Here is a 22,675-nt window from a genome sequence, read left to right as displayed (position 1 = left end):
TCTTTCAGTGAAGTGCTATTTAAATAGTAGCTTGCAGCGCTTGTCCAGATTGCGCCGCAAGCAAATTTCGTGCTGCAGTGGAAGCCGCTACGCGCCCCGCGGCCACGTCCTGCTGCAGGCGGGGCAGCAGCTCGCGCACCTGCGGGTGCTGGCGGAAGGCCTGCTTCAGGCCTGCGTCGATGCGCTCCCACATCCACGCCAGTGATTGCCGCTCGCGCCGCGCGGCCAGGCGGCCGTTGGCCGTCTGCAGGCGGCGGAACTCCTGCACCGCGGCCCAGAAGCCATCCACCCCCTCGCCTTTCAGCGCGCTGAGCGTGATGACCTTCGGCGTCCACAGGGATTCGTCGTGGTGCGCATGCTCGGGGTTGCCATGCATGGACAGCAGGCGCAGGCTGGAAGTGATCTGCGCCTGCGCGCGTGTGGCGGCGTGCGGGTCGATGTCGGCCTTGTTGATGACCACCAGGTCGGCCAGCTCCATCACACCCTTCTTGATGGCCTGCAGGTCGTCGCCCGCGTTGGGCAACTGCAGCACGCAGAACATGTCGGTCATGCCCTGCACGGCGATCTCGCTCTGGCCCACGCCCACGGTCTCGATGATGACCACGTCATAGCCCGCAGCCTCGCACACCAGCATGGCCTCGCGCGTCTTCTCGGCCACGCCGCCCAGCGTGCCGCTGGACGGGCTGGGGCGGATGTAGGCATCGGGGTGGACCGACAGGTGCTCCATGCGCGTCTTGTCACCGAGGATGGAGCCGCCCGAGACGGTGGATGACGGGTCGATGGCCAGCACCGCCACCTTCAGGCCTTGTGCGATCAGGTGCAGGCCCAAGGCTTCGATGAAGGTGCTCTTGCCCACGCCAGGCACGCCGCTGATGCCGAGGCGAAACGCCCGGCCCGTGTGCGGCAGCAGCGCGGTGAGCAGTTCGTCGCCCTGCGTGCGATGGTCGGCCCGCGTGGATTCCAGCAGCGTGATGGCCTTGGCCATGGCGCGGCGCCGCACGGCGGGCGCGCCGTGCAGGATGCCTTCTTGCAGCTGCTGGGGGGTCACTGCGCCTGCGCCTTCTTGATTTGCTCCAGCACATCCTTGGCGCTGGCCGGGATCGGCGTGCCGGGACCATAGACGCCCTTGACGCCTGCACCGTAGAGGAAGTCGTAGTCCTGCGCGGGCACCACGCCGCCCACGAAGACGATGATGTCGTCGGCGCCCTGCTTTTTCAGTTCTTCGATGATGGCGGGCACCAGCGTCTTGTGGCCCGCGGCCAGGGTGGAGACGCCCACGGCGTGCACGTCGTTCTCGATGGCCTGGCGCGCGCACTCCTCGGGGGTCTGGAACAGCGGGCCCATGTCGACATCGAACCCCAGGTCGGCAAAGGCTGTGGCCACCACCTTGGCGCCACGGTCGTGGCCGTCTTGGCCGAGCTTCGCGATCATCACGCGCGGGCGGCGACCGAGCTGTTCGGCGGCCTGATCGATTTCACCCTTGAGCTTTTCCCAGCCTTCGGCCGAGTCGTAGGCAGCAGCGTACACACCGGTCACCTTTTGCGTATCGGCGCGGTGGCGCCCGAAGATTTTTTCCAGTGCGTCGGACACCTCGCCCACCGTGGCGCGTGCGCGAATCGCCTGGATCGACAGATCCAGCAGGTTGCCCTGGCCGCTCTCTGCTGCAGAAGTAAGAGCAGCCAGCGCTTGATCCACGGCGCTTTGATCGCGTTTTGCCTTGATGGCGTTGAGGCGCGCGATCTGGTTCTCGCGCACCTTGACGTTGTCCACCTCCAGGATGTCCACCGGGTCTTCCTTGGCAAGCTTGTACTTGTTCACGCCGACGATGACCTCCTTGCCCGAATCGATGCGCGCCTGCTTCTCCGCAGCCGCGGCCTCGATCTTGAGCTTGGCCCAGCCCGAGTCCACGGCGGCGGTCATGCCGCCCATCGCCTCGACCTCTTCGATGATCTTCCAGGCGGCGTCGGCCATGTCCTGGGTGAGCTTTTCCATCATGTAGGAGCCGGCCCAGGGGTCGATCACGTTGGTGATGTGGGTCTCTTCCTGGATGATGAGCTGCGTGTTGCGCGCGATGCGTGCGCTGAATTCGGTGGGCAGCGCGATGGCTTCGTCCAGCGCGTTGGTGTGCAGGCTTTGCGTGCCGCCGAACACGGCCGCCATGGCCTCGATGGTGGTGCGCACCACGTTGTTGTACGGGTCCTGCTCGGTGAGCGACCAGCCCGAGGTCTGGCAGTGCGTGCGCAGCATCAGGCTCTTGGGGTTTTTGGCGTTGAAGCCCTTCATGATGCGGCACCACAGCAGGCGCGCGGCGCGCATCTTGGCGATCTCCAGGTAGAAGTTCATGCCGATCGCCCAGAAGAACGACAGGCGCCCGGCGAAATCGTCCACGTCCATGCCCTTGGCGATGGCCGTCTTCACGTATTCCTTGCCGTCGGCCAGGGTGAAGGCCAGTTCCAGCGCCTGGTTGGCGCCGGCTTCCTGCATGTGGTAGCCCGAGATCGAGATCGAGTTGAACTTGGGCATGTTCTTGCTCGTGTACTCGATGATGTCGCCGATGATGCGCATCGACGGCTTGGGCGGATAGATGTAGGTGTTGCGGACCATGAACTCCTTGAGGATGTCGTTCTGGATGGTCCCGGCCAGCTTGTCCTGGCTCACGCCCTGCTCCTCGGCTGCCACCACGTAGCCGGCCAGCACGGGCAGCACGGCGCCGTTCATGGTCATGGAAACAGACACCTTGTCCAGCGGAATGCCGTCGAACAGGATCTTCATGTCCTCCACGCTGTCGATGGCGACGCCCGCCTTGCCCACGTCGCCCGTCACGCGCGGGTGGTCGGAGTCGTAGCCGCGGTGCGTGGCCAGGTCAAAGGCCACCGACACACCCTGCCCGCCCGCGGCCAGCGCTTTGCGGTAGAAGGCGTTGGATTCTTCGGCCGTGGAAAAGCCCGCGTACTGGCGGATGGTCCAGGGGCGCACGGCGTACATGGTGGCCTGCGGGCCGCGCAGGTAGGGCTCGAAGCCCGGCAGCGTGTTGGCGTAGGGCAGGTCCTGCGTGTCTTGCGCCGTGTACAGGGGCTTCACGCTGATGCCGTCGGGCGTCACCCAGTTCAGGGCATTCACGTCGCCGCCGGGCGCGGACTTGGCCGCGGCCTTGGCCCAGGCGGCAAGGTCGGCGGACTGGAAGATGGGATCAGGATGGCTGCTCATGGCGGGGGCGCTTTCGCAAAGATGGCAAAGAGATGTGGTTATGCGTGCTGCGTTTTCGCAATTTTGCGGAGTTTACCTGATCTGTAATTATTAATTCTTAGTTTTTTTCAGGTACAGTCCGCCCATGTCAGCCGTCACCCTCACTCCCCGCGCACTCTATGAACAAGTGGCGGAGCAACTGCGCCAGCGCATCTTCCGGCGCGAGCTGGAGCCTGGCAGCTGGATCGACGAACTGAAGATCGCCGAGGAGTTCGGCATCAGCCGCACGCCTTTGCGCGAAGCACTCAAAGTGCTGGCGGCGGAAGGCCTGGTCACCATGAAGGTGCGCCGCGGCGCCTACGTGACCGAGATGTCCGACAAGGACCTGCACGATGTCTACCACCTGCTCAGCCTGCTGGAGAGCGACGCCGCAGGCGTGGTGGCCGCCCGCGCCACGCCGGAGCAACTGCGCGAACTGGAGCAGCTGCATGCCGACCTGGCCGCCGCCGTGCAGGACCGCGACCGCTTCTTCACCATCAATGAGCGCATCCACATGCGCCTGCTGGAGATGGCCGACAACCGCTGGCGCAGCCAGATGGTGGCCGACCTGCGCAAGGTCATGAAGCTCAACCGTCACAACTCGCTGCTCAAGCAGGGACGCATCGAGGATTCGCTGGCCGAGCACGAAACCATCCTGGCCGCGCTGCGCGCGCGCGACCCGCAGGCCACCGTGGCCGCCATGTCCGCGCATTTCGCGCATGGGCTGGAGGCAGCGGGCTGACCGGGCCCGCCCCTCATCCGCCGTTCTTTTTTCCGTCGCGCGAGCGACAAGTTTGCGAACGATCGTGCGAAAACGCGCGTGCCCGGCCTATGATTCCGCTTTTTGCCCGGCGGCTTGGCTCCGCAATGGCGCCCCGCCCTGCCGGCACGCACTGCACGTATTGCACGCATGAATTCCTCCACCCCCGACCTGCGCGGCGTGCAGACGCTGCCCGAACTGCTGGCGTTCCGCGCCGCCCTCACTCCCCACAGCGAGGCCTACCGTGCCTGCGACCCCGGCACCGGCCAGTGGATCAGCCTGACCTGGGCTCAGACCCAGGAGCGCGTGCAGCAGTGGGGCCGCGCCATTGCCGCATCGGGCCTGCCACAGGGGGCGCGCATCGCCATCCTGCTGCCCAACGGGCTGGATGCCATGAGCATCGACCAGGCCGTGATGGCCACGGGCTGTGTGCCCGTGCCCCTGCATGCCATCGACAATCCGGGCAGCATCGCCTACATCCTGGCGGATGCCGAGGTGTCGCTGCTCGTCGTGGAAGAACCCGAGCAATGGCGGCGCATCCGCGACGTGGGCATGCCGCTTCCGCACCTGATGGGCGTGGTGACGACCAACGCCAGCACCGGGCTGCCCACCGCCGCCGAGCAGGACGTACCGGTCGCACCACTGGCTGCATGGCTGCAGCATGCCGCGGCAGATACGCCGCTGCCCCCGCCGCCCGGCCCTGAGGATCTGGCGGCGATCGTCTACACCAGCGGCACCACCGGCAAGCCCAAGGGGGTGATGCTCAGCCATGCCAACGTGGTGGCCGACGTGAAGGCGGTGCTGGAGCGCATCGCCCCCACGCCACAGGATGTGTTCCTGTCCTTCCTGCCGCTGTCGCACACCTTCGAGCGCACGGGCGGCTACTACCTGCCCATGGCCTCGGGCAGTTGCGTGGTCTATGCGCGCTCGGTGGCGCAACTGGCGGAGGACTTGAAGAATGTGCGCCCCACGGTGCTGGTGTCGGTGCCGCGCATTTATGAACGCGTGCATGCCAAGCTCATCGAGACGCTGTCGCCCTCGCCCTTGAAGATGCAGCTGTTCCAGGCCGCGCAGGCCGTGGGCTGGAAGCGGTTTTGCGCCGCGCAGCGCCTGCCAGCACCCCAGGACGACGGCGCGGGCGGCTGGATGCGCGCCCTGCCCTGGCCGCTGCTGCGTGCGCTGGTGGCCAAGCCGCTGCTGGCGCAGTTCGGTGGCCGCGTGCGCGTGGCCGTGAGCGGGGGCGCGCCGCTGTCGCCCACCATCGCGCACTGCTTCCTGGGCCTGGGCCTGCAACTGGTGCAGGGCTACGGCATGACCGAAACCACGCCCGTGGTCAGCGTGAACACGCTGGAGGATAACGACCCGTCTACCGTCGGCCGCGCCTTGCCGGGCGTGGAGGTGCGCATCGGCGAGAACCGCGAACTGCAGGTGCGCGGCCCCATCGTCATGAAGGGCTACTGGAAGCGCCCCGAGGATACGGCCCGCACCGTCTCCGCCGACGGCTGGCTGGGCACGGGCGACCAGGCCGAGATCGTCGACGGCCGCATCCGCATCCTGGGACGCATCAAGGAAATCATCGTCACCTCCACGGGCGAGAAGGTGCCGCCGGCCGACCTGGAGCTGGCCATCACCGCCGATGCACTGTTCGAGCAGGCCTTTGTGGTGGGCGAGCAGCGCCCCTTCATCGCCTGCGTGGCCGTGGTGCATGCCGAAGAGTGGCGCCAACTGGCCGGGCAACTGGGACTGGACGCCAACGACCCTGCCAGCCTTGCGCACCCCAGCGCCCAACGGGCGGCACTGGCGCGCATCGAGAAGCTGGCGGCCGGCTTCCCGCGCTATGCGGTGCCGCGCGCCGTGCATCTGGTGCGCGAGCCATGGACGATCGAGAACGCGTTCATGACACCCACGCTCAAGCTCAAGCGCACCAACCTCATGGCGCACTACGCGGCCGCCATCGAGGCCATGTACCAAAAGCGCTGATCAGGCCCCCACCGCTTGCAATGACCGCGCAAGCGGGGCCTGGGCCGACCCCGCGTCCCCCTCGCTTCCCGGCACGCGGTAGACGCGCCCGAACCGATTGGCCAGGAAGTCCTCCAGCGCGATCTGCTCTTGCCCGATGAAACCGGCCTGCGGAAGCTGGCCCGCGATGACCAGGTCCAGCGCCGCGCAGATGCCCGCGGCCGTGGTGCGTTGGATGGCGCTGAGCATCTGCCCGCGCACCGATGCGCCCAGGATGTGGGCGGCATAGCTTTCCTGCACCAACCGGCCGTCCCGCTGGCCGCGCGCGCTGGCGAGGATCACGATCACGTCTTGCTGCGTGGTCGGGACGGCGCCGTCCAGCAACTCCTTGAGCAGGTCGCGCCGGTCGCGCAGGCGCAGCTCGTGCAGCAGCAGCTGCAGGATGGCATGGTGGCCGGGGTAGCGCACCGACTTGTAGTCGAGCTGCCGCACGCGCCCCTCCCAGGTCTGGGGCAACGTGCCCAGGCCGCCCGAGGTATTGAAGGCCTCGTATTCCACGCCGTCGATCAGCAGCGTTTCCAACCCGTCGAGCGCAGGCACGCTGGTGCGCCGGCCCTGCACGATGGCGTCGCACGGGTTGCAGTATTCGTTGATCAGGCCCTCGGTGCTCCAGGTCATGGCGTAACGCAGGGCGCCCTGCGGGTAGCGCGGCAGCGCTCCCACGCGCAGTTGCAGCGCTTCCACGCGGTCCAGGCGCTGCGCCAGGGCGTTGCCCACCACGCCGATGAAGCCGGGCGCCAGCCCGCACTGCGGCATGAACGCGCTGCGCGCGCCTTCGGCCAGCGCCTGGATGGCACGGGTGCTGGCCACGTCCTCCGTCAGGTCGAAGTAGTGCACGCCATGGCGTGCACACAGCGTGGCCACCGGCACGGCTTGGTGGAACGGCAGTGCGTTCAGCACCGCATGGTGCCCGGCAATGGCAGCCTCCAGCATGGCGTCGTCCGTCACCTGCAAGGTGGCGGCGCTGTGGACCTGCAGGCGCTTCAGTGCGGCGGCGTCGCGGTCGGCCACGGTGAGCGTGTAGCTGCCCGCGTCCTCCAATAGCAGCGCAATGGCACGGCCGATATGGCCCGCGCCCAGGATCAGTACGCGGTGCGGGTGGGAAGCATTGACGGGATGCAGGCGGGTCATGGCGGTCTCCTTGCGTTGTCGTTCGGTAGAGCCATACTAGGCCGGATCGTTGTCAGTGTGTAGCATCACAACTGTCGATAAAAGCATCAACGATCGTCATATCGACGGCATTGCACGACGTATCGGCAGCATTGGAGACACCCGTGGAACTGGACGCACTGGACCAACAACTGCTCAGCCTGCTGCAGGCCAACGCGCGCGAGGGCACGGCCGAGCTGGCGCGCCGCCTGGGCCTGGCACGCACCACGGTGGTGGCGCGCATTGCGCGGCTGGAGCGTGAAGGGGTGGTCGCCGGCTACGGCGTGCGCCTGGGCCAGCGGCTGGCAGGCAGCGCCGTGCGCGCGTGGTGCGCACTGCGCGTGTTGCCCAAGGCCGGGCCGGCGGTGCTGCAAACGTTGCAGGCCCTGCCCCAGGTGGAAGAGGTTTCGGCGGTGAGCGGGCCGTTCGACTACCTGGTGTTTCTGCGCTGCACCAGCCACGAGCAGCTCGACGGCCTGCTGGACCGCATCGGCCAGCTGGACGGCGTGCAGAACACGCAGACCAGCATCGTGCTCAGCCGCAAGATCGACCGTCGCAGCGTGGGCGGTTGATGCTCTATTAATGAGAGCTGCTAGCGCTTGATGGATAAGCGCTGAGGCCGTTTTCCTTCTGTAATCAGCCCAGCAGCCAACCTGCTGCGCCGCACAACGGCACCACCAGCCACGGCGGCACGCGCGCCCATACCAGCGCGGCAAAGGCCGCCAGTGCCAACGCCAGGTCGGCTGGCGCATGGATGGCGCTGGTCCACACCGGGTGGTAGAGCGCCGCCAGCAGCAGGCCCACCACGGCGGCATTCACGCCCGCCAAGGCCGCCCGGGCACGTGCGTTGTGCCGCAGCCGATCCCAGAACGGTAGCGCGCCCGCCACCAGCAGGAATGCTGGCACGAAGATCGCCACCAGGCATACGGCCGCGCCCAGCCAGCCGCCCGCGCCGTGGCCTGCCGCTGCGCCCAGAAAGGCCGCAAAGGTGAACAGCGGCCCCGGCACCGCCTGCGCCAATCCATAGCCTGCCAGGAAATCGTCGGCCGCCACCCAGCCGGTGGCCACCACCTCGGCCTGCAGCAGCGGCAGCACGACGTGGCCGCCGCCGAACACCAGGGCGCCGGCGCGGTAGAACGCATCGGCCAGCACCAGCCATCCTTGAGGCCAAGCGCGCGCAGCCAGCGGCAGCAGCACCAGCAGCGCCGCAAATGCGGCCAGCAGCAGCGCTCCGGTACGCGGTCGCACCCCGGCCGCCAGCCCGCCCTGCGATGGTGGAGCCGGCATGGCGCCCGCGCGCCCCCACAGCCCCAGGCCGGCCAGCCCCGCGACCAGCATGGCGCCCACCTGCCCCACCACGCCCGGCCACAGCAGCGCAAGCGCACAGGCCAGCACCATCAGCAGCAGCCGTGCGGGCCCGCGGCACAGGCTGCGCGCCATGCCCCACACGGCTTGCGCCACCACGGCCACGGCCGCCACCTTCAGGCCGTGCAGCATGCCCGCGGGTACGAGGCCCTGCCCCGCCACCAGGCCCAGGCCCAGCAGCGCCATCACCAGCGCGGAGGGCAGCGTGAAACCCAGCCAGGCCGCCAGTGCGCCGCCCCACCCCGCTTGGCGCAGGCCCAGCGCCAGACCCACCTGGCTGCTGGCGGGGCCGGGCAGGAACTGGCACAGCGCCACCAGGTCGGCATAGGCGTCTTCCGTCAGCCAACCGCGGCGCGCGACGAATTCCTCGCGGAAGTAGCCCAGATGGGCCACTGGCCCGCCGAACGACGTCAGACCCAGGCGCAGGAAGATGAGGAACACCCGCCAGGCGCTGGCGTGGTGGCGGGTGGCGGCGAAAGGAGAAATGGGTGGCATGCAGCGGGCGAGAAACCCCGAGTATCGCTATTGCGCGTGGCGCGCGGATGACTGGCGCCGCGTGCCAGCAGCGGGGCGCGACGCGTGCGCGCGCAAGCAGACCTCCTGATTTTTGCAGCCGCAGCCGCTGTGGGGCATCAGATAGCGCAGGGCCCCATCCACACCCCGCTGCGCAGGCCGGCCGGCGGCTGCTGCGCCCAGACCTGGGCACACACCTCCCAGGCGGGCTCCTGCACGTTCAGGCCCGCGAAAATGCCGTAGCCTTCGCCCGCGCGGATGTCCTCACCCGCGCTCAGGCTCTCGCCGGCCTTGATGGCGCCCTGCGTGTGGATGCACTCGCCCGCCTTGATGCCCCAGCCGGCCTCCAGGTGCGTCAGGCCGCTGATGGCTCCGCCGACCACGATGCCCTGCCCCGCGCGCAGGCTGCCTTCGCCGCTCACATGCCCGCCCACGCGCAGGCTTTTGCCGCAGTCGATGCCGCCGTGCACCAGCAGGTCCTGCCCCACGAAGGCGCTGGCGCCCACGCTGAGCGCGCCGTGGCAGACCACGTCCCACGCCGCGCGCAGGTCGCCGCCGCAGTGCAGCGATTCCTGCACCTGCACGCCCCAGTCGGTGCGCAGGTGGCCGCCGCAGTGCAGCCGCCCATCGCTGTGGATGTGCGCGCCGGCGCGGATGTCCTCGCCCGCCACGATGGCCCTGCCGGCGCGGATGCCGCCCCCTGAATGGAGGGAGCGGCCGACGTGGATCACGCCGTCCACCTCGATGCCTCCGCGCACCTGCACGGTGCCCGCGAACACCAGGGACTCCGCCTCCAGGCTGTCCAGGTGCAGCACTGCGTTCGAGGGGCCGAACTGGCCCAGCAGCCACAGTGCGTCGTCCACGCGGCCGGCGGCCACCAGCTGGTCCAGCGCCTGCTGGTAGCCCACACCGTCCTCGACATGGCGCACGAACCAGCGAAAGCCGTTGGCGCAGGGGCTCTTGGCCCGGAGAAACTGCTTGGTGAATTCCATGCGACGCTCCAATCCTTGCAAGGCGCCCGTGCGGTGCTGCTGCGGGGGCCTGGGGTGACCCGGCGGACGAAGGGCCCGCGCGAGCGGGCGTGGGAAGGCGTCGTCCGCCGTTGCGCAGGGCGGGTGCCCGGCGATGGTGGTTCTGCGCGTTGGAAAGAGGAAGGGTGCTTTATCGCCGGGCGGAGGAATGTGCGACCGGCTGGTATGGCCAGAGCACACGCGCCACGACGCCCACGCGGTTGCGCGCAAGGGTGCGGCGGACGGGTGTGGTCGGGAACATGGGCGCGCATGCTAGCAGTGCGCAGTTCGCGGGACAACCTTGTCGCACGGCGGCGCGCGGTCTTTTGCGCACCGCCGTGCGTGCTGCGCGGCGGATGTGCATGCGCACCCGCCGCGGGCCGGGGATGACGGTGTCAGAACGACACGCGCACGCCCACCGTCACGTTGCGCCCTGCCAGCGGGGCCGCGTCCTTGATGAACGAGGTGTGGGCGTAGGCCAGGCGGTCCGTGAGGTTGCGCGCCTTCAGGTACACCTGCCACGGCGTGCCACTGCCCGTGCGGCTGTTGTAGGCCAGGCCCAGGTTCAGCATGCCGTAGCCAGGCGTGGCGGTCTCGAACGCGGCCACGCGGTTTTGCCGCGCCACCTGCACCCATTCCACCGCGCCGTCCCAGTCGCGCCAGTTGGCATCCAGGCGCAGGCCCACGCGTGCGGGGGCGATGCGCGGCAACCGCGCGCCACCGTCCAGGCGGGCACGCACGCTGTCCCCGAACAGGGTGACCCCCAGGCGCTGCGTGATGCGCTGGCGCACCCGGCCCTCCATGCCGGTAAAGGTGGCGCCCGCCTGGCTGTACTGCAGCAGCTGCAGGCCGTCCAGTTCGTCGAGCGTGCGGCCGTAGATGTAGTTGCGGATGCGGTTATGGAACACGCTCACGTCAAACGTGGTGTCCCCGCTGGTCTTGCGCAGGCTCAGGTCGATGTTGCGCGAGGTTTCCGCACGCAGACTGGCGTCGCCACGCTCGTAGGTGGACGTGGCCATGTGCAGGCCGCGCGCGTACAGTTCCTCGGCGGTGGGCGCACGGTGGGCGCGGGTGATGCTCGCGCCCGCGGCGTAGCCAGGCGCAAAGCGCCACACCGCGCCCAGCGATGCGGAGGTGCCGTGGTGGCGCCGCTCTACACCGCTGTCCTGCGCTTCGGCGCTTTGGCGGTCGTGACGCAGCGCGGTCTCGATGCGCCAGTCGCCATGCCAGTCGCCCAGGCGGTATTCCTCCAGCAGAAACACGCCCCATTGGCGCGTGAGGGTGGGTTGCACGTAGGCCTCTTCTCCCGCGGCGCTGAACTTGCGCTGCCCGGTCTGCAGGCCCAGCACGCCGCGCCAGCCGGCGACGGGCTCGTGCTGCAACTCCACGCGCAGGTCGTGGGCCTTGTTCTTGAAGGTGGTGGCGACGGTGCCCTCCTCCACCTCGTCGTGTACGTAGTCGGTCACGCCCGCGCGCAGGCGCAGCGCGGAGAAGCCGGTGAACGGGTCGCGCAGCTCACCGCGGATGTCCACGCGCTCGCTGCGCAGGTCCACCACAGGAACGGCTTCGTGACCGTGGTCGTGGTCATGCCCGTCGTCCTCGTGGTCGTGCTCGTCATGGCTGCCGCAGTGCAGGTGGTTGCCATGGGTGTGGCAGCCTTCGAAACTGTGGCTGTGGCCCGGCAGGCCGTATTTGGCGTTCTGGCGTGTGAAGGCCAGGCCCAGGTAGCCGCGGCTGCCAACCCAGGACAGCCCCACGCTGCCGGTACCCGTGCGGTTGAAGCTGCCGGGCACGCGGCGCCCCTCGGCCCAGCCGCTGCCCACGCGGTAGTCGTCGGCGTCCCGACCGGCGGCCTCCACGTGCACGGCCAGGTTGCCCGCGCCACCGGTCAGCGCGACAGCGCCGGCCTTTTCGCGTGCCGCACTGCCGGCGCGCAGCTCGGCGCTGCCTTCGTAGCCTTTGTCGGGCACGGCCGTGGGCACCTTGCCGTCCAGCACGTTGACCACGCCGCCCACGGCACCGCCGCCGTAGACCAGCGCCGACGGCCCGCGCAGCACTTCGACCTGCGTGGCCAGCAGCGGCTCGGCCGCCACGGCGTGGTCCGGGCTGACGGTGGAGGCGTCGTGCAGTTCGGACCCGTCAGAGAGCACGCGCACGCGCGGGCCGTCCATGCCGCGGATCACAGGGCGGCTGGCGCCCGCGCCGAAATGGCTGCCGGTGATGCCGGGCTCGCCGTCCAGGGTCTCGCCCAGCGTGGCCTCGCGCTGGCGCACGAGGGCGTCGCCCTCCAGCACAGACACGGGCTGCGTCATTTCGGACACGCCCAGCTGCAAACCGCTGGAGGACACGGTGACCTCGGGCAGGCGGGCATCCGCCTGCGCCCACGCGGGTGCTGCGCTGGTCAGGCACAGCAGCGCGGCCCAGGCCAGCGGGTGCATTGCGCCCGGCATGCGGGCGAAAGGGGTGAAGGAGTTCATACAACGATTTCCGTCAAAAGGCGGCAGGCGCGCGCGAGCGCTTGGGCCGCACGCGGCCGCGCTTGAAAATTGATTCAAAACTGCCTCTAACGCTTATGTATCAAGCGCGAGCAGCTATAAAAAGAGGAGTTTTTTGGCGCCGGCACGCAAAGGGGCGGCGCGAGGCGGGGAGCCTCAGGCGCTCAGGGGCGGAGCGCGGGCATGGAAAGGCGCCGCCCGGCCTGCACGCGGCACGGGTGCTGGGGTTCTGGCAGGGGGCAGCTGCGGCTGTGCCTGGACCTGCGCGGGGGCCTGGCCCAGCGCGGCGCCCACCAGCGTCTGCTCGTCCAGCACCTGGCAGTCCGCGGCGCCGTGCCCGGCAAACAGCGCATGCAGGGTGTCCAGGGCCTGTTGCCCGGCGCTTGCCGCATCCCGTGCATGCCCGTCGTCGTGCAAGGCATGCGCCAGCCCTTGCCCCGCGGGCAGGTGCAACACCTGGTGCATGCGCCCGAGTGCGGGCGCGAGCACCAGCGCCAGCAGCAGCCAGGTCAGGGCCAGGCGGCGGCGCAGTTGCGGCAAGAGCGCGGGTGTCAGGGACATGCGGGCTGGGTGAAAGGTGCAGTCGTCAGTGGGCGTGCTTCATGCCGCAGTACTTGCCGATCGCCAGGTTCTTGCAGGCGGCCTGCAATTCCTTGCGGCAGGTTTCTTCGCCCTTGCCGGATTCCAGGCACTTGGCAGCGGCCTCGTGCGCTGCTGCCATGGCGCGGTGGCGCTCGATGTCGACCTTGGTCTGCTGCGCGGTGTGCTCCTGCGCGTGCGCGACGGCGGCGCAGCCCAGCAGCAGGGTGGCGAGCCAGGGTTTCATGGGTTGCTTCCTCCAAAGTAACACCGCGCCGCTGTTGCGGCGCGGGCCCGGGAGGATAGCGCAGGAACCCGCAGGGATTCCCAAAAGGCTGCGCGGATGCGCCGCTGTGGGAAGGCGGTGGACCCGCTGGCGGCGACCTGGGCCGCACAGCGGTCAGGCGCCGGGTTTGAGGTGCCGTGCGAAGGTCTTGCGGAACTTCTCCACCTTTGGCCCCACGACGAAGGCGCAATAGCCCTGGTTGGGGTGGTTGCGGTAGTAGTCCTGGTGGTAGTCCTCCGCGGGCCAGTAGTTCACCAGGGGTGCCACCTCGGTCACCACGGGCGCGCCAAAGAGCTTGTCCTGCCCCATCTGGCGCAACAGCTCTTCGGCCACGTCCTGGTGTGCGGGGTCGGCGAAGTAGATGGCGCTGCGGTACTGCGTGCCCACGTCGTTGCCCTGGCGGTTGAGGGTGGTGGGGTCGTGCGTGGCGAAGAAGATCTCCAAGATCTCGCGCACGCCGATCTGCGCGGGGTCGAAGGTCACGCGCACCACCTCGGCGTGGCCGGTCGTGCCGCTGCACACCTGCTCGTAGGTGGGCTCGGCTACGTCGCCATTGGCATAGCCGCTTTGCACGTCGGTCACGCCGCGCACGCGGTCGAACACGGCTTCGGTGCACCAGAAGCACCCGCCGCCGAGGGTGATGGACTGCAGATCGGACATGGGATTGCGCCTCGTGAAGGGATGAAAGCCTCATCATAGAAATGAAGCGAAGGCGCCGTCCCGAAGTCTGCCCTTGCGTTGACGGGGGCAAGGCGGGTTGTTATATTACTAACCAGTCAGTCAGTAATTTATGGCCGCCGCCCTCCCCCCAGTCCCCGAATCGTCCGAACCCCCGCGCCGTGGCCGCCGCAAGGAAGCCCGGCCCGGTGAATTGCTGGACGCTGCCCTGGACCTGTTCGTGGAAAAAGGGTTTGCCGCCACCCGGGTGGACGAGGTCGCCGCGCGCGCGGGCGTGTCCAAGGGCACGCTGTTCCTCTACTTCCCCAGCAAGGAAGACCTTTTCAAGGCCGTGGTGCGCAAGAACATTGCGGGCCGCTTCCCTGAATGGGACCTGGAGATGGAAACCTTCGAGGGCACGAGCAGCGAACTGGTGCAGTACTGCTTTCAGACGTGGTGGGAGCGCGTGGGCTCCACCAAGGCATCGGGCCTGGGCAAGCTCATGCTGAGCGAGGCCAACAACTTCCCGGAGATCGCTGAGTTCTACCGCCGGGAGGTCGTGGAACCCGGCCACCGCCTGATCCGCCGCATCCTGCAGCGCGGCATGGACCGTGGCGAGTTCCGCACGCTGGATCTGGACCATGCTGTCTATCTGGTACTGGCGCCCTTGATGTTCCTGATGTTCTCGCAGCCTTCGCTGTCGCTGTGCATCCCGAACCCTGACACGTTCTCCGCGCAGGAATACATCCGCCTGCAGGCCGAGAACGTCTTGCAGGGGCTGTGCGTGCGGCCGACCTAGAATCAGGAGTTTGTCTGAACCACAGTGACCCGCCTCCGGAGTACCCCATGAACATGCCTCTGAACACGTCCGCTGACATTTGCGATCCTACCGAGCAGGCCCGCTACAACATGGTCGAGCAGCAGATCCGCCCGTGGAACGTGCTGGACGAGGCGGTGCTGGAGTTGCTGTTCACCGTGCGCCGCGAGGAGTTCGTGCCTCCGGCCTACCAGGGGGCCGCCTTCATCGACACGCAGATCCCGCTGAACCCCTCGGTGGAAGAAGCCGAGCGCCTGGGCCAGGTGATGCTGGCGCCGCGCGTGGATGCGCGCATGTTGCAGGATCTGCAGGTGCAATCCACCGACCGCGTGCTGGAGATCGGCGCGGGCTCGGGCTACATGGCCGCGCTGCTGGCCGCGCGCGCCGAGCGCGTGGTGTCGCTGGAGATCGTCCCGGAGCTGGCCGAGTTCGCCCGCGAGAACCTGCGCAGTGCCGGCGTGGACAACGCCGAGGTGCGCCAGTCCGACGGCGCGCTGGACCCCATCCCCGATGGTCCGTTCGATGTGATCGTGCTCAGCGGCTCGGTGGCCGAGATTCCCCAGCGCCTGCTGGGCCTGCTGCGCGACGGCGGCCGCCTGGGCGCCTTCGTGGGCCACATGCCGATGATGCGCGCCACGTTCGTGCGCCGCCAAGGTGACCGGTACGAGACCACTCAACCCTGGGATGTGGTGGTGCCGCGCCTGCGCCACTTCCCGGAGCCGACCCGCTTCAAGTTCTGACACCCCTTCAGCGTCCTTCAGGAACCTTTGCATGATCGACCACGTGCGCCCTGCCCAACTGGCCGACTGGCTGACCGCTAACGCCGGCAGCCGCCCGCTGGTGCTGGACGTGCGTGAGCCATGGGAGCTGCAGACCGCCAGCGTGACGCCCCAGGGGTTTGAGCTCGTGGCCATCCCCATGGGGGAGCTGGCCGCACGGCTGGATGAACTGGACCCCGCCCGCCCTGTGGCCTGCTTGTGCCACCACGGCATGCGCAGCCTGCGGGTGGCGGGCTTCCTGGCGCACCAGGGCTTCGACCAGGTGGCCAATATCACGGGCGGCATCGAGGCCTGGTCGCATGAGCGCGACCCGGCGGTGCCCCGGTATTGAGCCACCACGGACGTCGCCCGGCGTGCTGCAGCCTTCCCATTGATCACCGCAGACCTTCCTGAAGAACGCCATGACATCACTGCAACGGTTGCTCTCCGTTTCCCTGGCCGTGGGCGTCTGCGCGCTGGGCGCCCTGCCCGCGCAGGCGCAGAGCCTGTCCACGCTGGTGGAATGGGCGCGCAGCTATGACGCCCCGTGGCAGGCCGCGCAGGCACAGTTGCAGGCCGCCGACAGCCGTGCCGAGCAGGCGCGCGCAGGACTGTTGCCCAGCGCCGCGCTGAATGGGGGCGTGACCTACGCCCGCACCGACCTGACCCGTGGCCCCCTGCCCCCGCTGGACCTGCACGCCCCTACCCAGACCGTGGGCGTGGTGGCCTCGCAGCCGCTGTACCGGCCGGCCAACCGCATCGGCTTCGAGCAGGGGCAGCGCGGGATCGACATTGCCCGCGCGCAGCGTGACGGGGCCGAGCAGGACCTGCTGGTGCGCGTGAGCCAGGCGTATTTCGATGTGCTGGCCGCCCAGGACACCCTGACCTTCATGCAGGCCCAAAAGGCTGCCGTGGCCGAACAACTGGCCGCGGCCAAGCGCAATTTCGAGGTCGGCACCGCCACGGTGACCGACGAGCGCGAGGCCCACGCGCGGCACGACCTGGTGTCGGCCCAGGAGATCGCGGCCGAGAACGACCTGCACGTCAAGCGCCTGGCACTGGAGCAGACCGTGGGCCGCTCGGGCCTGACCCCGCTGCCCCTGGCCCAGCCGGTGCAGCTGCCCGCGGTGCAGCCGGCCGATGTGAACAGCTGGGTGCACGTCGCGGAAGATCAGCAACCCCAGGTGCGCCAGGCAGCCATCGCGCTGGACGTGGCGCGCCTGGAGACCGCCAAGGCCGAGACCGGCCACCTGCCCACGGTGGATCTGCAGGCGGGCTACAGCGTGCAGCGCACGCCCAACGGCACCGTCACCATGCCGGGCGTGCACTCCCGTGCCAACGTCGCCAGCGTGGGCGTGGCGCTCAACCTGCCGCTGTTCGCGGGCTTCGCGGTGCAAAACCGGGTGAAGGAAACCCTGTCGCTGGAAGACAAGGCGCGCGCCGACTTGGACCATGCGCGCCGCAGCGTGGCCCAGGCCACGCGCGCCGCGTTCTTCGGCGTGCAGTCGGGCCAGAGCCAGGTGCGGGCGCTGCAGGCGGCCGAGGCGTCCACCCAGAGCGCGCTGGAAGCCAACCAGCTGGGCTACGAGGTGGGCGTGCGCATCAACATCGACGTGCTCAACGCCCAGAGCCAGCTCTACCAGACCAAGCGCGACCTGGCCGTGGCACGCTACAACGTGCTCATGGGCACGCTGCGCCTCAAGCAGGCCGCCGGCACCTTGTCCATGGACGACGTGGTGGCGGTGGACAGCCTGCTGAGTCGCTGACACCCTGCGATACCCACCGCTATTGCTATATAAACAGTAGCTGCTAGCGCTTGATGGATAAGCGCTAGAGGCTTAAAAGACCATCATTCCCGGTCAAAGTCCGCCGGGTCACCCGTCCGGTTCACGGCATAACGCAGCTCCACCATGCCCGTCCCCAGGGGCTGTGCGTCAAGCAGGCGCAACGCGGTGCTGGGCAGCCGGCGCGGAAACAGCGGCTTGCCTCGTCCCAGCGTGACCGAGCCCACCTGCAGGATCAGCTCGTCCAGCAAGCCAGCGTCGTAGAACTGGCCGGCAAGGTCCCCGCCGCCTACTACCCAGAGGTTCTTCGTCCCCGCCGCCAAGCGCATGGCCGCGTGCACCGGCCGCACGTCGCCCTGCACGAAGCGGATGTCCGCCCCGTCGATGCCCGGCAGGCGGCGCGAGGAGAAAACCCAGGCGGGCTGCGTGTAGGGCCAGGCGGAGCCCGTTTCGGCGCGCACGGCGTCCGCGTTGCGCAGCATCCATTCGTAGGTGGATGACCCCATGGCCAGGGCACCCACCTGCGCGATGAAGGCGGGATAGCTGGATTCCTCCAGGCTGCCCAGGGTGAAAAGCCAATCCAGCGAGTCGTCTTCCGTGGCGAGGAAGCCGTCCAGGCTGGTGGCGGTGAAATACTGGGTTTTCATGGACGGTTTATAGCGCGTGGGCCGTCCCGCAAAGCTCTGCAGGGTCAGGGCAGCAACTCGACGCCCAGCGGCCGCACGGCGAGCGCGAACAGGCCGAAGCAGACCACGGTGATGGCGGCGCTGGCCAGCAGGGTCAGGCCGAACCCGATGCGCGGCAGCAGCCAGGGGAAGGCCAAAAACATGGGCAGCGTGGGGACCACGTACCAGAACGTGTACCAAGCGTGGTTGGCGATTTTTTCCTGCGGCTGCTTTTCCACGTACAGCCAGACCAGCGCGAGGAACGTCACCAGCGGCAGCGCCGCCAGCAATGCGCCCAGCCTGTCGCTGCGCTTGGCTGCTTCGGACACGGCGACCACCACCGCCGCGGTGATCAGGTATTTGGTGACGAGCCAGCCCATCGGTTTTTACAGTTGGTGCACCACCAGGCGGAACTCTGGGTCGTCCTCGAAGGTGCGCACCTCGAAGCCCAGGCGCCGCATCAGCTTGAGCATGGTCGGGTTGTTGGCCAGCACCAGGCCCTGGATCTCGGCCAGGCCGCGATCGCGCGCCACGTCCATGATGCTGAGCATCAGGCGCGATCCCAGCCCCTTGCCGGCAAAGTCGTCGGCCACCAGCAACGCGAACTCGCAGCTCGTCTGGTCGGGGTTGGTCACGTAGCGCGACACGCCCACGATGCGCTCCTTGTGGCTCACCTCGCCCTCCTCGTCCACCACGCGCTCGCGGTGCACGGCCACCAGGGCCATTTCGCGGTCGTAGTCGATGAGGGTGAAACGCGCCAGCATGGAAGGCGGCAGCTCGGCCAACTGCGACACGAAGCGGAAGTAGCGGCTCTCGGGCGACAGTTCCTTGACCAGGCGCTGCACCATCTGCGCATCGTCCGGGCGGATCGGTCGCACCAGATACTCACCCCCGCCGCGCAGCGGCCAGACTGCTTCATAGCGCGCCGGATACGGCAGGATGGAGAGGTGGCCGTAGTGCCCGTAGCCGGCCACCTCGCCGCGCGAGCCGCCCTGGGCGGTTTCATGGATGACGATGCGAGCGTCCACGGCCACGGCGCCCTGCTCGTCCACGATCAGGGGGTTGATGTCCATCTCGCGCAGCTGGGGCAGCGCGCAGACCATTTCGGACACGCGCAGCAGCACCTGCTCCAGCCCTTCCAGGTCCACGGCGGTGGCGCCGCGCCATTCGCCCAGCGTCTCGGCCACGCGCGAGCGGTCGATGAGCCGCCGCGCCAGGAATTGGTTGAGCGGCGGCAATTCCATCGCGCGGTCGTTGATGAGCTCGATCATCGTGCCGCCGGCGCCAAAGGTGATCACCGGGCCGAAGGGTTCGTCGCTGACCAGGCCGATGCAGGTCTCGCGCCCGCGGCGCCCGCGTGCCATCTTCTGCACCGTTACGCCGTTGATGCGCGCGCCGGGCTGTACCCGCGCCACACGCTGCACCATGTCGGTGTAGGCATCGCGCGCGGCCGATCCGTTGTGCACATTCAGCGCCACGCCGCCCACGTCGGACTTGTGCGCGATATCGGGCGAATCGATCTTGAGCGCCACGGGGAAGCCGAGCTGCGTGGCGATCATCATCGCCTCGTGGCTGCTGCGCGCCAGCAGCGTCTTGGTCACCGGGATGTGGAAGGCCGCCAGCAGCGTCTTGGACTCCATCTCGGTCAGCACGTTGCGCCGCTCGGCCAGCACGCTCTCGATCACCAGGCGCGCGCCCTCGATGTCGGGCTTGGACAGCGTCGTGAGCGGCGGCGGTGTCTGCTGCAAAAGCTGCTGGTTCTGGTAGAACGAGGCGATGTTGCCGAAGGCGCCCACCGCGGCCTCGGGCGTTCGGAAGGTGGGAATCTGCGCGGCCCGCAGGATGCGGCGCGCCGGCACCACCGAGGCGTCGCCCATCCAGCACGACAGCAAGGGCTTGGAGGCCAGGCGCTTGGCATCGGCCAGCACGGTGGCCACGGCTTCGGCGTCGGCGCCGGCCTTGGGCGAGAAGATGGCCAGCAGGCCATCGATCTGCTTGTCACGGAACGCTGCCTCCAGCGCCAGGCGATAGTGCTCCGGCCCCGCTTCTTCCGACAGATCGATCAGGTCGGCCAGCGAGGCCAGCGGCGGCAGCTTGGGTGCCAACGCAGCGCAGGTCTCGGGCGAAAAGCGGCCCAGGTCCAGTCCGATCTCGTTCTCCCAGTCGGCCGCCAGCACGCCGGGGCCGCCGCCGTTGGTGATGATGGCCAGGCGCTTGCCCACGGGGCGGTAGCGCGAGGCCAGGCATTTGGCGGCCGAGAACAGCTCCACGAACGAGCGCACGCGCACGGCGCCCGCGCGGCGCAGCGCGGCGTCGAACACATCGTCGCTGCCCACGATGGCGGCGCTGTGCGTCTGCGCCGCCTCGTTGCCTGCAGGCTTGCGCCCCGCCTTGAGCACCACCACCGGCTTGGCATACGCCGCCGATCGCAGGGCGCTCATGAAGCGGCGCGCATTCTGGATGCCCTCCATGTAGACCACGATGCTCTGCGTGCGCGCATCGTTGGCCAGGAAGTCCAGCGCCTCGCTCAGCCCCACGTCGGTGTGCGGGCCCAGCGAAATCACGCTGGAAAAGCCCACCGCGTTGTTGCTGGCCCAGTCCAGGATGGACGAGGTGAGCGCGCCCGACTGGCACACCAGGGCCAGCGACCCCTCGCGCGCCAGCGGCCCCGCGGCGCTGGCGTTCAATTGCAGCGACGGCCGCTGCATGCCCAGCGAATTGGGCCCTAGCAGGTGGATGCCCTCGCGACGCGCGATCTTGCGCAGCTGCTCGGCCAGTTGCGCATCCACGCCGTTGGACAGCACCAGTGCCGAGCGGCAGTTGATGCGCCCCGCCACCTCCAGCGCGGCGGGCAGGTCCTGCGGCGGCTGGGCGATGATGGCCAGGTCCGCACGCGTCTGCGCCAGGTCGGCCAGGGTGCCGCTGGTATGGATGTCCAGGTAGGTGAGCGTGCCCGTGAAGCGCTGGGCGGCCAGCGCCTCGCGCAGCACCTTGGCCTGGGGCGTGTGCGTATCGGGCGCATCGGCGTTGCCGGCCAGCACGACGATGGAGCTGGGCGTGAACAGGGGCGTGAGGTAGTGCTTGTCCATCATGATGGAGCGATTCTCTGCCATCCCGGCGTTGCTTGGCGAGACAGGCAACGCCGGCGGCTTGCGCTGTGTCAGCGCCCTCGCAGTCGTGGTTGCAGTCGTGATCGCAGGAAACGCGGGCGGACCGCTCAGTCGGGACGGTCGTCCACGGCCTCGCGCAGGCGCTGCAGGACGGCCAGGGCCGTGTCCAGGGCCGCGCCGCGGTGCTCCTCGGTGAACGCCACGCAGCGCTCGGACAGCGCCCTCCGCCGCTGCGGGTCCTGCGCCAGGGCGGCCGCGGCGGCCACGCCCTCGGCCATGTCGGCCACGCGCAGGGCGGCGCCGGCGTCGATGGCCAGGCGCGCGGCCTCGGCAAAGTTGAAGGTGTGCGGGCCCATGACCACGGGGCAGCCGCCCGCCGCGGCCTCGATGAGGTTCTGCCCGCCCAGCGGCGCAAAGCTGCCTCCCAGCAGCGCCACGTGGGCCAGACCGTAATACAGCGCCATCTCGCCCAGCGAGTCGCCCAGCCACACATCGGCGCTGTCCGGCTGAGCGGTCCACTGGCTGCGCCGCGACACGCGCAGGCCGGCGGCCTCGCACAGGCGCTGCACCTCGTCAAAACGCTGGGGGTGGCGCGGGACCACCAACCACTGCACGGATTGGCTCACTCCTGAATTAATAGCTGTTGGCGATTGACTGGCGGGCGCTAGAGGCGTTTTTTGCTTCAAAACCTCCAGCCACATGGCCTCTTCGCCCTCGCGGCTGCTGGCCAGCAGCACCACCGGTCGGGCGCTGGCGGCGCGCCACGCACGGCCCTGCGCCTGCAGGGCGGGTGACGGCACCACGTCGAACTTCAGGTTGCCGAAGACCCCCGCCACATGCGCGCCCACGTCGCGTAGGCGGGCGGCGTCGTCTTCGGTCTGCGCCCACACGGCCGACAGGCCGGCGTAGGCCGGGCGCGACAGCCAGCCCAGCCGGCGCGCGCCGGCGCGCGACTTTTCGTTGAGCCGCGCATTGGCCAGCACCAGCGGGATGCGCCGCCGGCGGCAGGCCGCGACGAGGTTGGGCCAGATCTCCGTCTCCATGAGGATGCCGATAGACGGGCGGAACTGCCGCAGAAAGCGCCGCACGGCCCCGGGCGTGTCCCAGGGCTGCCACACCTGCACGTCGCCGGGCAGCAGCAGCTTTTCGCCCTCGGCCCGGCCCGTGGCCGTGCCGTGGGTGAGCAGCAGGCGCATGCCGGGCAGCAGCGGGCGCAGTTCCTTCAGCAGGATGGCCGCCGCGCGTGTCTCCCCCAGGGAGACGGCGTGGATCCAGATGAACTGCTCGTCGGCTTCGGTCTCCGATGACGGCGAGAGGCTGTCCATGGGCGGCGGGTAGTGGCCGAAGCGCTCGGGCACGGCCACGGCGTAGCCGGGCTCGGTGAGCGCGCGGCGGCGCAGCTTGCGCAGCAGCAGCGGCGTGGCCAGCCACACGGCCAGGCTGTAGAGCCACAGGATGAGCTGGTGCATGCCGCCCGCGCTGC

Annotated in this window: 20 protein-coding genes; 7 read left to right on the top strand and 13 right to left on the bottom strand. The window is 68.9% G+C overall.

Annotated elements, in window-relative coordinates:
* Positions 1–19: 19 nt before the first annotated feature.
* Positions 20–1,048, bottom strand: a complete 1,029-nt coding sequence (gene meaB, locus DTPSY_RS09290; RefSeq protein WP_015913373.1) for a methylmalonyl Co-A mutase-associated GTPase MeaB — start codon at positions 1,046–1,048, stop codon at positions 20–22.
* Positions 1,045–3,207, bottom strand: coding sequence for a methylmalonyl-CoA mutase (gene scpA, locus DTPSY_RS09285; RefSeq protein ID WP_015913372.1), 2,163 nt, complete (start codon positions 3,205–3,207; stop codon positions 1,045–1,047). Before scpA ends, meaB begins: the two co-directional genes overlap by 4 nt.
* A gap of 124 nt (positions 3,208–3,331) precedes the next feature.
* Between scpA and DTPSY_RS09280 the strand changes: the two genes are divergently transcribed.
* Positions 3,332–3,967 carry a GntR family transcriptional regulator gene (locus DTPSY_RS09280; RefSeq protein WP_015913371.1) on the top strand — a complete coding sequence of 212 codons (636 nt, stop codon included), beginning with the start codon at positions 3,332–3,334 and terminating at the stop codon, positions 3,965–3,967.
* A 168-nt stretch (positions 3,968–4,135) separates the two neighbouring features.
* Positions 4,136–5,965 (top strand): AMP-dependent synthetase/ligase, encoded by a 1,830-nt coding sequence (locus DTPSY_RS09275; RefSeq protein ID WP_015913370.1) that lies wholly within the window; start codon positions 4,136–4,138, stop codon positions 5,963–5,965.
* Here DTPSY_RS09275 and DTPSY_RS09270 read toward each other — a convergent pair whose 3' ends face one another.
* Complete coding sequence (locus DTPSY_RS09270) at positions 5,966–7,135, bottom strand: saccharopine dehydrogenase family protein (RefSeq protein ID WP_015913369.1); 1,170 nt, start codon at positions 7,133–7,135, stop codon at positions 5,966–5,968.
* A 143-nt stretch (positions 7,136–7,278) separates the two neighbouring features.
* Between DTPSY_RS09270 and DTPSY_RS09265 the strand changes: the two genes are divergently transcribed.
* Entirely contained in the window at positions 7,279–7,725 is a 447-nt protein-coding gene (locus DTPSY_RS09265) for an Lrp/AsnC family transcriptional regulator (RefSeq protein WP_015913368.1), read from the top strand.
* 64 nt (positions 7,726–7,789) lie between these two features.
* Here the strand turns inward: DTPSY_RS09265 and chrA are convergent, their stop codons facing one another.
* The 6 genes from chrA to msrA form a co-directional block, all read right to left on the bottom strand.
* Positions 7,790–9,013, bottom strand: coding sequence for a chromate efflux transporter (chrA, locus tag DTPSY_RS09260; RefSeq protein WP_015913367.1), 1,224 nt, complete (start codon positions 9,011–9,013; stop codon positions 7,790–7,792).
* A 137-nt stretch (positions 9,014–9,150) separates the two neighbouring features.
* Complete coding sequence (locus tag DTPSY_RS09255; protein WP_015913366.1) at positions 9,151–10,023, bottom strand: hypothetical protein; 873 nt, start codon at positions 10,021–10,023, stop codon at positions 9,151–9,153.
* A 413-nt stretch (positions 10,024–10,436) separates the two neighbouring features.
* Positions 10,437–12,518 (bottom strand): TonB-dependent receptor domain-containing protein, encoded by a 2,082-nt coding sequence (locus DTPSY_RS09250; protein ID WP_015913365.1) that lies wholly within the window; start codon positions 12,516–12,518, stop codon positions 10,437–10,439.
* Positions 12,519–12,692: 174 nt separating this feature from the next.
* Positions 12,693–13,097, bottom strand: coding sequence for a hypothetical protein (locus DTPSY_RS09245; RefSeq protein WP_015913364.1), 405 nt, complete (start codon positions 13,095–13,097; stop codon positions 12,693–12,695).
* A gap of 25 nt (positions 13,098–13,122) precedes the next feature.
* Complete coding sequence (locus tag DTPSY_RS09240; RefSeq protein WP_015913363.1) at positions 13,123–13,362, bottom strand: hypothetical protein; 240 nt, start codon at positions 13,360–13,362, stop codon at positions 13,123–13,125.
* Positions 13,363–13,515: 153 nt separating this feature from the next.
* Positions 13,516–14,061 carry a peptide-methionine (S)-S-oxide reductase MsrA gene (gene msrA / locus DTPSY_RS09235; protein ID WP_015913362.1) on the bottom strand — a complete coding sequence of 182 codons (546 nt, stop codon included), beginning with the start codon at positions 14,059–14,061 and terminating at the stop codon, positions 13,516–13,518.
* Between the two features lie 130 nt (positions 14,062–14,191).
* Here msrA and DTPSY_RS09230 point away from each other — a divergent pair, with 130 nt between their 5' ends.
* From DTPSY_RS09230 to DTPSY_RS09215, 4 genes are all read left to right on the top strand, one after another.
* Complete coding sequence (locus tag DTPSY_RS09230; protein WP_015913361.1) at positions 14,192–14,857, top strand: TetR/AcrR family transcriptional regulator; 666 nt, start codon at positions 14,192–14,194, stop codon at positions 14,855–14,857.
* Between the two features lie 47 nt (positions 14,858–14,904).
* Entirely contained in the window at positions 14,905–15,615 is a 711-nt protein-coding gene (locus DTPSY_RS09225; RefSeq protein ID WP_011805271.1) for a protein-L-isoaspartate O-methyltransferase family protein, read from the top strand.
* Positions 15,616–15,646: 31 nt separating this feature from the next.
* Entirely contained in the window at positions 15,647–15,985 is a 339-nt protein-coding gene (locus DTPSY_RS09220) for a rhodanese-like domain-containing protein (protein ID WP_011805270.1), read from the top strand.
* A 70-nt stretch (positions 15,986–16,055) separates the two neighbouring features.
* On the top strand, positions 16,056–17,399 hold the full coding sequence (locus DTPSY_RS09215; protein ID WP_015913360.1) for a TolC family outer membrane protein: 1,344 nt from the start codon (positions 16,056–16,058) through the stop codon (positions 17,397–17,399).
* An 83-nt stretch (positions 17,400–17,482) separates the two neighbouring features.
* On the opposite strand, the gene DTPSY_RS09210 is transcribed toward DTPSY_RS09215, so the two are convergent.
* From DTPSY_RS09210 to DTPSY_RS09195, 4 genes are all read right to left on the bottom strand, one after another.
* Entirely contained in the window at positions 17,483–18,064 is a 582-nt protein-coding gene (locus DTPSY_RS09210; RefSeq protein ID WP_015913359.1) for a dihydrofolate reductase family protein, read from the bottom strand.
* Positions 18,065–18,108: 44 nt separating this feature from the next.
* The gene (locus DTPSY_RS09205; protein ID WP_015913358.1) at positions 18,109–18,462 is read right to left on the bottom strand and encodes a DUF3147 family protein; all 354 of its coding nucleotides are present in this window, start codon (positions 18,460–18,462) and stop codon (positions 18,109–18,111) included.
* A gap of 6 nt (positions 18,463–18,468) precedes the next feature.
* Positions 18,469–21,174 carry a bifunctional acetate--CoA ligase family protein/GNAT family N-acetyltransferase gene (locus DTPSY_RS09200; protein WP_015913357.1) on the bottom strand — a complete coding sequence of 902 codons (2,706 nt, stop codon included), beginning with the start codon at positions 21,172–21,174 and terminating at the stop codon, positions 18,469–18,471.
* A 125-nt stretch (positions 21,175–21,299) separates the two neighbouring features.
* Positions 21,300–22,661 carry a 3-deoxy-D-manno-octulosonic acid transferase gene (locus DTPSY_RS09195; protein WP_015913356.1) on the bottom strand — a complete coding sequence of 454 codons (1,362 nt, stop codon included), beginning with the start codon at positions 22,659–22,661 and terminating at the stop codon, positions 21,300–21,302.
* Positions 22,662–22,675 lie beyond the last annotated feature (14 nt).

Origin of the sequence: [Acidovorax] ebreus TPSY (genome assembly GCF_000022305.1) — a bacterium.
GTDB lineage: Bacteria > Pseudomonadota > Gammaproteobacteria > Burkholderiales > Burkholderiaceae_C > Diaphorobacter > Diaphorobacter nitroreducens.
This window is presented reverse-complemented; position numbering and strand designations above follow the sequence as displayed.

Excerpts from the sequence above, each read along its gene's own strand:
- DTPSY_RS09195 (WP_015913356.1), bottom strand. The coding sequence starts at position 22,661 with ATGCACCAGCTCATCCTGTGGCTCTACAGCCTGGCCGTGTGGCTGGCC.
- DTPSY_RS09230 (WP_015913361.1), top strand. The coding sequence starts at position 14,192 with ATGGCCGCCGCCCTCCCCCCAGTCCCCGAATCGTCCGAACCCCCGCGC.
- scpA (WP_015913372.1), bottom strand. The coding sequence starts at position 3,207 with ATGAGCAGCCATCCTGATCCCATCTTCCAGTCCGCCGACCTTGCCGCC.
- msrA (WP_015913362.1), bottom strand. The coding sequence starts at position 14,061 with ATGTCCGATCTGCAGTCCATCACCCTCGGCGGCGGGTGCTTCTGGTGC.
- DTPSY_RS09200 (WP_015913357.1), bottom strand. The coding sequence starts at position 21,174 with ATGATGGACAAGCACTACCTCACGCCCCTGTTCACGCCCAGCTCCATC.
- chrA (WP_015913367.1), bottom strand. The coding sequence starts at position 9,013 with ATGCCACCCATTTCTCCTTTCGCCGCCACCCGCCACCACGCCAGCGCC.
- DTPSY_RS09275 (WP_015913370.1), top strand. The coding sequence starts at position 4,136 with ATGAATTCCTCCACCCCCGACCTGCGCGGCGTGCAGACGCTGCCCGAA.
- DTPSY_RS09250 (WP_015913365.1), bottom strand. The coding sequence starts at position 12,518 with ATGAACTCCTTCACCCCTTTCGCCCGCATGCCGGGCGCAATGCACCCG.
- DTPSY_RS09205 (WP_015913358.1), bottom strand. The coding sequence starts at position 18,462 with ATGGGCTGGCTCGTCACCAAATACCTGATCACCGCGGCGGTGGTGGTC.
- DTPSY_RS09210 (WP_015913359.1), bottom strand. The coding sequence starts at position 18,064 with ATGAAAACCCAGTATTTCACCGCCACCAGCCTGGACGGCTTCCTCGCC.
- DTPSY_RS09240 (WP_015913363.1), bottom strand. The coding sequence starts at position 13,362 with ATGAAACCCTGGCTCGCCACCCTGCTGCTGGGCTGCGCCGCCGTCGCG.
- DTPSY_RS09270 (WP_015913369.1), bottom strand. The coding sequence starts at position 7,135 with ATGACCCGCCTGCATCCCGTCAATGCTTCCCACCCGCACCGCGTACTG.
- DTPSY_RS09280 (WP_015913371.1), top strand. The coding sequence starts at position 3,332 with ATGTCAGCCGTCACCCTCACTCCCCGCGCACTCTATGAACAAGTGGCG.
- DTPSY_RS09215 (WP_015913360.1), top strand. The coding sequence starts at position 16,056 with ATGACATCACTGCAACGGTTGCTCTCCGTTTCCCTGGCCGTGGGCGTC.
- DTPSY_RS09220 (WP_011805270.1), top strand. The coding sequence starts at position 15,647 with ATGATCGACCACGTGCGCCCTGCCCAACTGGCCGACTGGCTGACCGCT.
- DTPSY_RS09225 (WP_011805271.1), top strand. The coding sequence starts at position 14,905 with ATGAACATGCCTCTGAACACGTCCGCTGACATTTGCGATCCTACCGAG.
- DTPSY_RS09255 (WP_015913366.1), bottom strand. The coding sequence starts at position 10,023 with ATGGAATTCACCAAGCAGTTTCTCCGGGCCAAGAGCCCCTGCGCCAAC.
- DTPSY_RS09245 (WP_015913364.1), bottom strand. The coding sequence starts at position 13,097 with ATGTCCCTGACACCCGCGCTCTTGCCGCAACTGCGCCGCCGCCTGGCC.